Source organism: Chitinophaga ginsengisoli (genome assembly GCF_003014595.1).
GTDB lineage: Bacteria > Bacteroidota > Bacteroidia > Chitinophagales > Chitinophagaceae > Chitinophaga > Chitinophaga ginsengisoli.
On sequence record NZ_PYGK01000012.1, the window covers coordinates 79,586 to 92,190 of the forward strand.

General features: G+C 46.9%; 9 protein-coding genes. 7 read left to right on the forward strand and 2 right to left on the reverse strand.

The window, feature by feature from the left end:
* Window positions 1–105: 105 nt before the first annotated feature.
* From CLV42_RS24015 to CLV42_RS24040, 6 genes are all read left to right on the forward strand, one after another.
* Entirely contained in the window at window positions 106–678 is a 573-nt protein-coding gene (locus tag CLV42_RS24015; RefSeq protein ID WP_106604473.1) for an RNA polymerase sigma-70 factor, read from the forward strand.
* Between the two features lie 75 nt (window positions 679–753).
* Window positions 754–1,773 (forward strand): FecR family protein, encoded by a 1,020-nt coding sequence (locus CLV42_RS24020; protein ID WP_146154468.1) that lies wholly within the window; start codon window positions 754–756, stop codon window positions 1,771–1,773.
* 236 nt (window positions 1,774–2,009) lie between these two features.
* Entirely contained in the window at window positions 2,010–5,312 is a 3,303-nt protein-coding gene (locus tag CLV42_RS24025; RefSeq protein ID WP_170117628.1) for a TonB-dependent receptor, read from the forward strand.
* Window positions 5,313–5,323: 11 nt separating this feature from the next.
* A complete protein-coding gene (locus CLV42_RS24030; protein ID WP_106604476.1) occupies window positions 5,324–6,700 on the forward strand; it encodes a RagB/SusD family nutrient uptake outer membrane protein in 1,377 nt (458 codons plus the stop codon).
* 27 nt (window positions 6,701–6,727) lie between these two features.
* A complete protein-coding gene (locus CLV42_RS24035; RefSeq protein WP_106604477.1) occupies window positions 6,728–8,071 on the forward strand; it encodes a redoxin domain-containing protein in 1,344 nt (447 codons plus the stop codon).
* 148 nt (window positions 8,072–8,219) lie between these two features.
* Window positions 8,220–9,107 (forward strand): alpha/beta fold hydrolase, encoded by an 888-nt coding sequence (locus CLV42_RS24040; protein ID WP_211303525.1) that lies wholly within the window; start codon window positions 8,220–8,222, stop codon window positions 9,105–9,107.
* 35 nt (window positions 9,108–9,142) lie between these two features.
* Here CLV42_RS24040 and CLV42_RS24045 read toward each other — a convergent pair whose 3' ends face one another.
* Window positions 9,143–10,237: an acyltransferase family protein gene (locus tag CLV42_RS24045; protein WP_106604478.1), complete on the reverse strand. Its 1,095-nt coding sequence runs from the start codon at window positions 10,235–10,237 to the stop codon at window positions 9,143–9,145.
* A gap of 190 nt (window positions 10,238–10,427) precedes the next feature.
* Here CLV42_RS24045 and CLV42_RS24050 point away from each other — a divergent pair, with 190 nt between their 5' ends.
* Complete coding sequence (locus tag CLV42_RS24050) at window positions 10,428–11,096, forward strand: dihydrofolate reductase family protein (RefSeq protein WP_106604479.1); 669 nt, start codon at window positions 10,428–10,430, stop codon at window positions 11,094–11,096.
* Between the two features lie 20 nt (window positions 11,097–11,116).
* Here CLV42_RS24050 and CLV42_RS24055 read toward each other — a convergent pair whose 3' ends face one another.
* Window positions 11,117–12,061, reverse strand: a complete 945-nt coding sequence (locus CLV42_RS24055) for a Ppx/GppA phosphatase family protein (RefSeq protein WP_245901724.1) — start codon at window positions 12,059–12,061, stop codon at window positions 11,117–11,119.
* Between the last annotated feature and the right edge of the window lie 544 nt (window positions 12,062–12,605).

Consider the following 12,605-nt stretch of genomic DNA (forward strand, 5'->3'; position numbering starts at 1 on the left):
TTATGTAATATTGCGCTCCATATCAATCAGGGGAACAGGGACGATACGGTATAAAGTCATACCAGTAGCTAGCTTGATCATATTTATCATTTTATCAATCAGCAGATGGACAGGAGTTATTTCAGTGAAGAGGAGTTATTGATCTCTATGGCAACAGGAGACCAGGCAGCCTTTACTGAGATATACAACCGTTACTGGCGCAGGCTGTTGGCCATCGCTTACCATCATACCCAGGATGAATCGGCCGCCAAGGAAATTGTACAGGAGGTGCTGATCAACCTGTGGGATCGCCGGGCAGAACTGGAGATCAGGCAGTTGTCCCAATACCTCGCTACCGCCATCAAATTCTCCGTATTTAAGGCTATTACCCGCGAGAAGCGAAGGAATACCATTGCAGCGGATGTTTTCGGGGAAACAACCTCCCAGGACGATGAGCAGATCTATGCCCGCTTCCTCCATGATTACATCAACGGTATTGTAGAACAGCTGCCAGAGAAATGTAAGCAGGTATTTAAAAGTAGCCGCATGGAAGGCAAAGGCACCGCGCAGATAGCCCGGGAACTGAATATTTCGGAAAAAACAGTAGAAGCCCATATCACCAAAGCATTGAAACATATCCGGTTCGGTATCCGGAACGCAGGCCTTTTCTTAGTACTGTTACTCTCCTTCTTTAAATAGTCTCCCCTCTTTCAAAAAAACTTTTATGCCGGCTAAGGGGTACACCCTATGTTATGGTACTTACTATTATAGCGGTTGAAAAGATCTGCTTATACCAGGTCGCCACCATTCAGCACTATCCGGCATATGGACAAAAACAGGTTACATACACTTATTCAGAAATATATTGATCAAACGGCGACTCCTGCCGAGCAGGAAGAGCTGAACAACTGGTACCGGCAACACAATGAGGAAGCTGAATGGAAATACCTATCTGCCGAAGCGGAAGAGCAGGCGGGTAAGGAGATCCTGCAGCACCTGAACCGGCATATCGGCCAAACGGCGCAACCGCCTGTACGCCGGATGCGTCTTTATGCCGGGTTGGCCGCCGCCTGTATAGTGGCAGTAGCCATCACGGCCTGGTGGCTTACGTCCACTGACGCCAGGCATATCAATCGGCCGGTAGCTGACCTGAATATCACCACCTCTGCACAAACGGAAGAGAACAAATTCGTGGTATTGCCGGACAGCAGTACAGTGATCCTGCGTCCTGGCAGCCACATTGTGTATCATGATACCCACAAAACGAGAGAACTGACGCTGGAGGGAGAAGCGTATTTTGATATCCGGCATCGGGCAGCACAGCCCTTTGTGATCCATGCCGGCAAGGTGCAAACCACGGTAATGGGAACAACCTTCAACATCAAGGCGTATTCCTCTGATAGCGTTACCGTATCGGTGATCAGCGGCAGCGTAAAAGTAAGCGACGCACAAAATCATACTGCTGTGCTGCATTCCAGGCAGGAAGCAGTGTACGATATTACAACCAACCTTAGAAAACAAGAACAGCCACTGGCGGAAGGTACTATTGCCTGGACGAAGGCCGACATGCAATTCCAGGACATGCCCTATGCACAACTGGCAGAGCGTCTAAGCAGGAGATATGACGTGACCATTTCGTTTAAAAATCCAGCCCTCGAAAAATGCCCGATCACGGGACGATTCAGCGGAACAGAAACGCTGCGGGAAGTGCTGGATATCTTATCGCAGACAATGGGTACCACCTATACCATGCAGGACCGTCAGGTAGAACTGGATGGCAGTGGCTGTTTCTAACACAACATTTATCAACTTAAATCAGGTACATGAACGCCAGCAAGAGATGAACAATCAACCAAAAACATTGCAGTAGACTGCAAAAAAAACTCCCCAGGCCCTGGTAAGCAGTGAGGAGTTCCGAGTAAAAACTTTTATCATTTTTAAACGTCTGTAAAGTTATGCCAAAAGTCCTGCTTTTGCAAAAGGGGGCGTATTGTCCCATTCGTAAACAGAGAGTCCAACTATTGTTTCTTATGCGTTTAAGTCTGTGTGTGTGTGCATTGTTCGCTTTGAGTCTGAACTTATTTGCAACTGGTCTTGTTTCCGGACAAAGCATCACCAGTAGTATTATCACCTTTGAAGTGCACAATGAAAATCTGAAAGCATCTATCGAAAAGCTGCAACAGGAGTCCGGCTTCAGTATCTTCTATTCCTCTACCCTGCTCAATACAGACAGGAAAGTGACCCTGGAAAAGGCCTCCAGGACCGTAGCACGGACCCTGGACCTGTTACTGCAGGGCACTGACCTGACCTATATTGAAAAAGGCAATAAAGTGATCCTGCAGGAGAAAAAACAGTCCGCTCCCGTTCTGGCACCTGTGTATGCTGCTGATAAGAGACTATCCGGTATTGTTACTGATGAACAGGGCAACCCTATTCCCGGGGTAACCATACGGTTAAAAAATAACAGCAAACATACCGCCACTGATCAGAACGGGCATTATTCCATCGAAGTGGCGGAAAATGATGTCCTCCTGTTCAGCTATATCGGCTATACTACCGAAGAAGTTTTTGCAGGCGATAAAACATCCCTCGTAGTAAGGCTAAAACCGACCTACAGCAACCTGAATGAAGTACAGGTGATCGGTTATGGCAGTACCACCAAAAGAAGCAATACAGGGGCGGTAAGTTCTATTACTGCACAGGAAATATCCCGGCAGACGGTTACCAACCCATTAACAGCCTTACAGGGCCATATCGCAGGTATGCAGATCACCCAGGACAATGGTCTGCCCGGCGGTGGCATCCGTGTACAGATACGGGGTTTAAACACGGCTTCTGCGGGCTTCGTGCCCCTCTACGTAGTAGATGGTGTGCCCTTCACGCTCTTCAATGGCGGCCAGCCTACTTCCGATGCCCTAAACGCATACGGTATCTCCGGTGCCAACGGCAACATCAGCCCTTTCAGCGTGATCAATCCGGAAGATATTGAGCGTATCGATGTACTGAAAGATGCAGACGCTACTGCGATCTACGGTTCAAGAGGCGCCAACGGCGTTGTACTGATCACCACTAAAAGGGGCAGTCAGCGCAAAACACAGCTAAATGTCAATGTCTATCACAGCCTGGGTACTGTGAATCACTATATACCTATGATGAATACGCAGGAGTATCTGCAAATGCGCCGGGACGCTTTCGCTAATTCCGGCGTCACTCCCACTGCCAGCAATGCTAAAGACCTGACCGTATGGGACCAGAACGCTTATACCGACTGGCAGAAATGGGCACTGGGCGGTACTGCGCATACGACTAATGCGACGGCTTCCATTTCCGGCGGTAATGCACAGAACAGCTTCCTGTTTAGCTCTACCTATCGTAAGGAAGGTGCAGTGTTCCCCGGCAACTTTGGTGCGAATAATTACTCCGGAAGATTGAATGCTACCCATAGCAGCCTGAATGGTAAGTTCAGCATCGGCTTCTCCGGAAACTATGCTTACATGGGCAGTAATATGCCTGTAGCAGACATTTCCAGCATCTACAATCTTCCTCCTAACTTACCGCTGTATAACAGTGATGGTAAACTGAACTGGGATATAGGCAGTAATCCGATGGCTTTCCTGATACAAAAGAATAACGCGTCAACCACCAATTTCCTCACTAACCTGAACCTGGGTTATAAACTGACGAAGGAGCTGACGCTGAAAGCGAACCTGGGATACAGTCTGACGAGACTACAACAGACCAATGCCACTCCGGCAAGATCCATCAACTCTACCAGAAGTACCGATAACAAACTGAATTATGCCGACAACCAGAATGGTAACTATATCATCGAGCCATTTGCAGAGTATAATAAAATGATCAGTAAGGGTAAGCTGCTGGTGGTGGCAGGTGCTACTTTCCAACAGAATAAATCCACCGGTATATCCCTCGCAGGCAGCAATTACAGTAACGAGTCGCTGTTAAATTCTATCGGTAGCGCAGGTACCGTAACGGTCTCATACAACAACTATTCCCTGTATAAATACTCTGCCGTATTCGGCAGGGTGAATTATAGCTGGCAGGAGAAATACCTGCTGGACGCTACTTTCAGAAGAGATGGTTCCTCCCGCTTTGGTCCCTCCCACCGCTTCGGTAACTTCGGCGCAATAGGCGCCGCCTGGATCTTTACCCAGGAAGATTTTATGCATGCACTGCCTGTGCTGAGCTTTGGTAAGCTGCGTGCCAGCTACGGTGTAACCGGTAATGACCAGATCAGCAATTACCAGTACAATGCATTGTATAGTGGCGGCGGCTCTTTTTATGCTTACATGGGAACGTCTACCCTGGTACCAAGTACCATCGCCAATCCTAACCTGCACTGGGAAAGTACCCGTAAAACAGACCTCGCGCTGGAACTGGGCTTCTTCAAAGACAGGATACTGCTGAAAACAGATTTCTACAACAACCGTTCTACCGACCTGCTGGTGTACGTAGCAACAGCCGGTCAGACGGGTACTACTTCTTACACCGGCAACCTGCCTGCCGTAGTACAGAACAGGGGCTGGGAATTTGAACTGAACACCATCAATATCAGTACGCGTGATTTCCGGTGGACAAGCTCATTCAACCTCACACTGAATAAGAATAAACTGAAATCATTCCCTGACCTGGCATCTTCCACCTATGCTTCCAGTTATGTGATCGGTGCGCCGATAGACGTAACAAAGCGTTTTCATTTCCAGGGAGTAGATCCGGCAACAGGATTACCTGTTATCCAGGACCAGGATAAAGATGGCACCATTTCCTTTACTACGGATATGATACCGATGAAAACCGGTACGCCTTATTATGGCGGCTTCTCCAATAGCCTTAGCTATAAAGGCTTCAGCCTGGATTTCACCTTCCAGTTCAATCATCGTTATGGCTATATCAACAATACCTTAACCTCTGTTTATAGTCCTTACGGTTCCGGGTATACTAATCAGAGTAAAGCGATACTGGACCGCTGGAAACAGGCAGGTGATAATGCACCGTTCCCGGCAGCAGCTACAACGAATAACAGCGCTTATTCTTACCTGGCCTCTTCTGATTACAACTGGGGCAATGCTTCCTTCATCAAGTTCAAGACCTTAAGTCTTACCTATGCGTTGCCTGCAGATTGGCTGAAGCTGGCGAGGATCTCTTCTGCCTCCATATATGCAAGAGCGCAGAACCTGTTCACATGGGCGAAACAAAAGTATACGCTTGATCCGGAAACCACATTACCTGGCACAGGCTCTAACCTTGGAACAGGCCAGTATATTGCTTTCCCACAGTTACGCACCATTGCAGTCGGACTTAATTTAACATTCTAAAAGAAGCGGACATGAGCGATAAAACAAACACTTTAAAATATATCACGCTGGCATTGCTGCTGAGCAATAGCCTGCTGTTTTCATCCTGCGAAAAATTTGTGGACATAGACAAAGCGCCTAACCAGCTGCCCGCAGGAGATGCTTTTAAGGAAGACGGTACTGCTACCGGCGCCGTACTGGCGATGTATACCTACTACACTACAACCGGTAGCCTGCCCTACTATACATTTGCAGGTGGTGTTGAAGCGGATGATATACAGTATAGTTACACCAGTAGTACGCCTGCTATCAATGAGTTGCAGCAGTCGGCCGTCAGTACCACCAACAGTACTGTGACCAATTATCTCTGGATATACCCATACGCTGTGATCAGGCAGGCCAACCTGGCTATTGAAGGCCTGAAAGCCAGTACTACATTGACATCTTCCGTACAGGCACAGTTGCTTGGAGAGGCTTATTTCTTCCGTGCATTTAATTATTTCTATCTCGTGAATTACTTCGGAGCAGTACCTCTGGTATTGAGTGCTAACGTAATGGAAACAGGTAGCCTGCCACGTACCGGTACTGATTCCGTGTGGACACAGATCATCAGCGACCTGAAAGCAGCAGAAGCATCGCTTCCTGCCGCTTATACCGGCACTTTAAGGACCAGGGTCAACAAGTATGCCGCCAGCGCACTGCTGGCCCGTGCCTACCTGTACAGGGAAGACTGGCAGAATGCAATTACCTATAGCACGGAAGTGATTGGAGCCGGTACTTACAGCCTGCCAACACCCGACAGTGCATTTGTCAATGTCAGCAATGAAGTGATCTTACAATATGGCACGACCACCGGCTATTCCTTCCTGGGTAATAACTACCGCACCAGCAGCAGTGCAGGTATTCCCAACTATTACCTGTACCCGGCTACTGCCAATGCTTTTGAGACCGGCGATAAAAGGAGAACAGCATGGGTAGACAGCGTAATAGCAGGCGGTACGACCACCTATCGTATCAATAAGTATAAACTCGCTACCGCTACTGCGGGTAACGAATACAATGTGATATTACGTCTGGCGGAACAATACCTGATCCGTGCAGAAGCCAACGCACAACTGAAAAACCTGGACGCCGCTGCGGCTGATCTGAATGCAGTACGTACCCGCGCAGGACTGAGCAACACCACTGCCGCTACACAATACGCCCTGCTGGCAGCTATCGCCAAAGAAAGACGCCTTGAGCTGTTTGGAGAATTTGCGCATCGCTGGTTTGATCTTAAACGTACCGGTAAGGTGAATGAAGTGATCGGTGCGATCAAATCCAACTGGGCATCTACCGCAGCACTGTTGCCTATACCAGCTACTGAAATAGCGAAGAACAAGGCGCTCAGACAAAATGATGGTTACTAATCTATTCACTTTCATCTAAACTGTTTTATGCAACTCACTTACAGACTACTATTTACCGGCGCATTATCGCTGTCGGCCGTACTTGCTACGGCGCAGGAGAAAAATGCAATGACAACCGAAAAGGATTACCAGGAAGCCATCAGGGCTGCTTACAAAAACAATAACTCCAATGCAGTAGATTCATTGGTTGAAGTAGCTATTGCCCGTTTTCCCAAAGGCGCCTTTGCCCGCAACGACTTTTACAATAAACAGGTCAACATACAGTTGCCTTCCGCAGAAAAGTTGAAAGCCTATAACAAATGGATCAAGGCATTTCCGGAACCGAAAGACAGTGCTGACATAGTATACGACTATGCCCGTTCAGGCATCTCCTGGGCGTATGCAGAAGAGAACAATCCGAAGCAGAACCAGCTATGGATCAAAAGGATTAAATCGCAGGAATACCGCGCTATCGTAGAAGTGCTCGACGGATCACGCTTCCTGGGCCACAAGGACACTGTTACGGCAGAAAAGCTGATCAGGGCAGGCGTGGCAGATGCGGAGAAGTCCTATCCTGTCAGCAAAAACCCCATGGCGAAGAACGATTATTATCATGCGTTGAATGCGCTCTCTTCTCTTTTGTATAAACGGGGTAAATATGCAGAAGCATTACAATACGCTACCATGATCTACAATAGTGGTAACAAGAACAATGCTGATGTTAAAAAGAACTATGCACTGCTCCTGGCAGCCAATAATAAGCCAGACAGCGCCCTCGCACTATTGTCAGAACTGATCAGCAGCGGCCAGGCAGATAGTGAGGCAAGAGCTAAACTCCCGGCTATCTACGCAGCGGCTAAAGGCAGTGATGCCGGTTATACCGCTTTTGCGGCTGAATTGGAAGCTGCCATGCGCAAACATATACAGGAGCAGGTAAAGAAGGATATCCTCTCCGAAACAGCCCCTGTATTTACCCTGAAGGACCTCGATGGTAACACCGTATCTACGGCAGACCTGAAAGGAAAGATCCTGGTACTCGACTTCTGGGCTACCTGGTGTGGTCCCTGCAAACGCTCCTTCCCTGCCATGCAGAAAACGGTGAATAAGTATAAGAACGATCCGAATGTGAAGTTCCTGTTCATCGATACATGGGAAAGAGTACCCGATCCGTCAACAGGCGTGAGGAAGTTTATCCAGGATAATCACTATACCTTCCAGGTGTTACTGGATGATAAAAGTACCGGTGTAGTAAGTCAGTTCAACGTGCGCGGTATTCCGGCGAAATTTATCATTGACGGCGCAGGCAATACCCGTTTTAAATTAACTGGTTTCAGTGGTGGAGATGATGCAGCAGTAGAAGAGTTATCTGCAATGATAGAGATGATCCGGTAGACAACGTTAAACCTACACATATCTGTCGAAAGGCCGTCCCGTTTATACAGGATGGCCTTTTGCCGTAATACCCCCCCTGTTAGTCTAATTCCCCCACCTTGTCTTTTTATATCCGGGGCTATGTTTGCAATATCAAAAAGATATTCAAATGAAAACAATACACCCTGCCAAAGCTCTTTTGCTGGCCATCCTCATCCTTACCACATTCGTTATGAAAGCCGGCGCACAGCAGGCAAAGGCAACAAGTCCGGCAACCTTGAAATCATCTGGTTATGCGCCTGTTAATGGCCTTAAACTATATTATGAGATACATGGAGAAGGACAGCCGCTGGTGCTGCTGCATGGGGCTTATATGACCATAGATCTTAACTGGTCACAACTCATACCGGAACTGGCAAAGACACACAAGGTAATTGCACTGGAAATGCAGGGACATGGCCACACGGCCGATATTGACCGTCCCATTACCTTCAACGCCCTCGCAGATGATGTAGCCGGCCTGTTGCAATACCTGAAGATAGATAGTGCCGATATACTGGGCTACAGCCTGGGCGGAACGGTTGCTTATGCATTCGCCATACAACACCCTGCTATGGTGAAGAAGCTGGTACTCGTGTCAACAGTATACAGATACCATGGCTGGCTGAAAGAGATAACTGATGTTTTCCAGACTTTCAAACCAGAGATCTTTGATCAGACGCCATTGAAAACTGCTTATGAAAAAGTAGCGCCTGATCCGGGACACTGGAAAGCCTTCCTCACCAAATATATGGAGTATGGTAAACAGGACTTTGACTTTGGCGCAGATAAAGTGAAAGCGATCAAATCACCCACCCTGCTCATCATGGGCGACAACGACGGCGTATCGCTTGAGCATAAAGCGGAAATGTACCGCGCAGCTGGTGGCGGTGTTTCCGGAGATATGGCCGGTTTACCTAAGTCGCAACTAGCCATCTTACCCGGTACTACACATATGAGCCTGATGATGGAAACAGCGAAGCTGCTGGCGATCATCAATCCATTCCTGAGTAAATAATAGTAGCAGGTAAATAGTCCATCGGTAACCGTGGACTATTTCCATTTCGCGGATAAATACTTCCTTACCGGTGTATCAAACAATACCATTACAACGTAGGCAAAAGCCACCAGCACAATAAGACCACCAGTCACTATCCAGGCAATAGTCGTGATATCCGGTTTATATTGCTGGTTATAATTTGAAAACGCCCACATGACAGTATAGTGGGTCATGTACAGCGGATAGGAGATCTTACCCGAAAAATTACATATCCCCTCCATCCGCTGACTCAGTGTTGAACCAGCACCCAGTGCTATCAGCAGGGGAAAGTAAAACACCACAACCAGCACCTCTGCGAGCCAGTTCAGCTTGAACCAGGGCATGAGTAATGCCGCCAGCAGCAGGATAGTAAGTCCTGTAAAACCCAACTTATTTTTAATAATGAAATTGTAACGGTATACCAGCATCCCCGCCAGGAAAGAAAATGAAATACGTGCCGCACCATCCAAGAAACTATCCCTGCCCCAGCCTCCCATTACATTGCCGGCCCTGCTACCTACATAAGCCAGCCATGCCGCGGCCGCTATGGCCATCACCAACAGCATACGTTTATCCAGTTTCCATAAAATGAAGCCGTACACAATATTGGCAACATATTCCCAGAACAGGCTCCATGCAGGAGCGTTTAGGCCAAACAGGTTAAAAAACCTGTCTCCCATTACAGGAAAAGGTATCACCAGTATAGACATCAGAAATATCAGTATGATTTTACCAGCGGAATAAGCGGGCGCTGCTGCCGCAAAAGGATCAAAGAAGAACGATAGTAGCCCGAGCACAGATCCCAGGACCACCAGGGGATGTAAGCGGATAAGCCTTGCACGCAGGAATTTTCCGATGCCCATCTTTTCGATGCGATCATCATAAGCATAGGCAATCACAAAACCGCTCAGGCAAAAGAAGAAGTCTACCGCCAGGAATCCATGCCCTGCAAAGTTCTTACTGTAGTCGGTATATACTATCTCGAGAAAATGAAATATCACTACTACAATAGCAGCAATACCTCTCAGACCATCCAGTAGCTCAAAATGCTGTTTTGTTTTTAATTGTGCTGTCCCTGTTTTCGGTGCCTCGACTGTTGCCGTTTCCATATTGTGAAATTAGTAAGCGGGGAAAATAATCATCAGAAACTATATATACAAGCCATTTTTGTTGGCTGGTAGCATGGGCTGATAATAATGATGACGCCGGTCGTAAAATGCCTGTTTCTTGTCTTAATCACACCTCGCTGGAAACACCACTATCTTTTAGCTTTGTAGTATCACAACAAACAAACACATTATGAGAAAGATCATTGTTTGCACATTTATGACGATGGATGGCGTATTACAGGCGCCGGGCGGACCGGAGGAAGATACTTCCGGCGGATTCAAATGGGGCGGTTGGATGGCTTCTTATACGGACGATCTGACAGATAAAAAGCTGGGACAGATTATGTCCGGACCATTCGATCTCTTGCTGGGCAGGCGCACATATGAAATATTTGCTGCGTACTGGCCCTACCAGAATAGCGACCATCCGATCGCATCATTATTCAACCGTATCAGGAAGTATGTAGTAGCCAGTACACCTGTCAATCTTTCCTGGGAAAATTCAGCGCAGATCACCGGCGATACGGTCAGTGAATTAAAAAAACTAAAAACACAGGATGGACCCGATCTATTGGTACACGGTAGTAGTGTGCTGATACAAACCCTGCTGGCCAATAACCTGATAGATGAATTACATATCTGGACATTTCCTATTACACTGGGTGAAGGAAGGAAGCTGTTTCAGCATGGTACACAAGCGGCTCAATGGAAAGTGACGGATACAGTGATAGCTACCACCGGCGCAATTATTGTCAGCTACGTGCCAAATGGAGATGTTAAACTGGGATCGTTTATATCGGGCGACCCAAGCGAAGCAGAGATAGCCAGAAGAGAGAAATTTGCCAAAGAATCTTATTGAATATCGGTACCAGCAAAGCACTATCCTGCTTTGCTGGTGATCTGCTCTTTGGTGGCATGTAATACGCCCATCTTCAGGTCATACATGGACAAGCTCAATGCATGCAGACCGATATTATCCAGGATATAATTGGTGAGTATAGCTGCTATCACGATCATATCCACACGCAAAGAGATCAGCCCTTTCATTTTCGTCCGCTCTTCATGCGTAGAAGTAAGCAGACGTTCCGCTAATTTTTCATACGCCTTAATATCAAGGCTCATGGACGCGATATCTCCGATATCTTCTCCATTATTCAGCAGTATCGCAAATGACTCAAACGCGCCTGCTGAACCAATAAGCATTTCAGGCTTATATTGCATACAAGCAGCTTTTAAGTCGCCTAACGTTTTATCCAGTACTTCAATAATGGTATTACGCTCAGCATCGCTGATAGGATCAGCATGAAAGTATGCCTGCATTAAACGGGCAGCACCGATATCGTAACTCTTTTTCCAGATAAGACCATCTTCATTGCAGATGATAAATTCCGTGCTACCGCCGCCTATATCCATGATCAGTGAGGTGCGTTGAATAATGCCCAATGCGCTTACTCCCTTAAAAATAAACGCAGCTTCTTCATCTCCTGTGATCAGCTGGATATCGATCCCCATGGCTTGCGCAGCATCAACAAATTCCTGCCCGTTTATAGCACTTCTGACGGCAGACGTTGCGACTGCTCTCACTACCTCCACCTGATGCTCATCTATAATACTTTTGAACGCTTTTAGTGTACGTATGCCTCTTTCAAAAGCCTCGGGAATGATCATGTTCTCGTTGATGCGTCCCTGCCCCAGTAATACGGGTACAGTTGTCTTATAGAGGATCTTCGGATCTTTGTCGGCAAGATCTCCTATGATCAGGTGAAATGTATTTGTGCCAAGGTCTATAACTGCCGCTCTCATGGTATTGGTCGATTTCTGCAAAGCTATCAAATTAGCCGGATCTCTTCAATAACCGCGTCGCGTATTCTTTAAATCTTCCCGGCCATTTCTTAAACCGGTATTCAAATTAACTGTATTGCTTATTCTTAACCCGCTTTGGCCATATCGATTGCAAAAACTTTTTTTGGTTTTCCTGTAAAACAGTTTGACATTTGCATTTGGAATCAGTCCCCGTTATTGTCGAGGACCTCCAAAATGACCAACTTGCTTCTTCACAATTTTTCCAGCTACGTTCTATTAAGATAATCTGTCTGGATGCTATCAAGGAATACGGGAGTGCTTTAAGCGATAAAAACCATCATTACAAACTGTCATTGTGCAAGTGCTTCTATATTTTTAACATGTTATACCTATTTAACCGAAATCAGCTACGATACGCGTTGAAATATGTATTGACGGGAGCTTCGGAGGTTCTATCCACCAACGAAGGCGAAGCCAACTGCAATACATATTGAAACAGCTATTGGAGGAAATGCTGTCCACTAACCAACCTTACTTTAATGCATGCTATACGTTTACTTTTTTG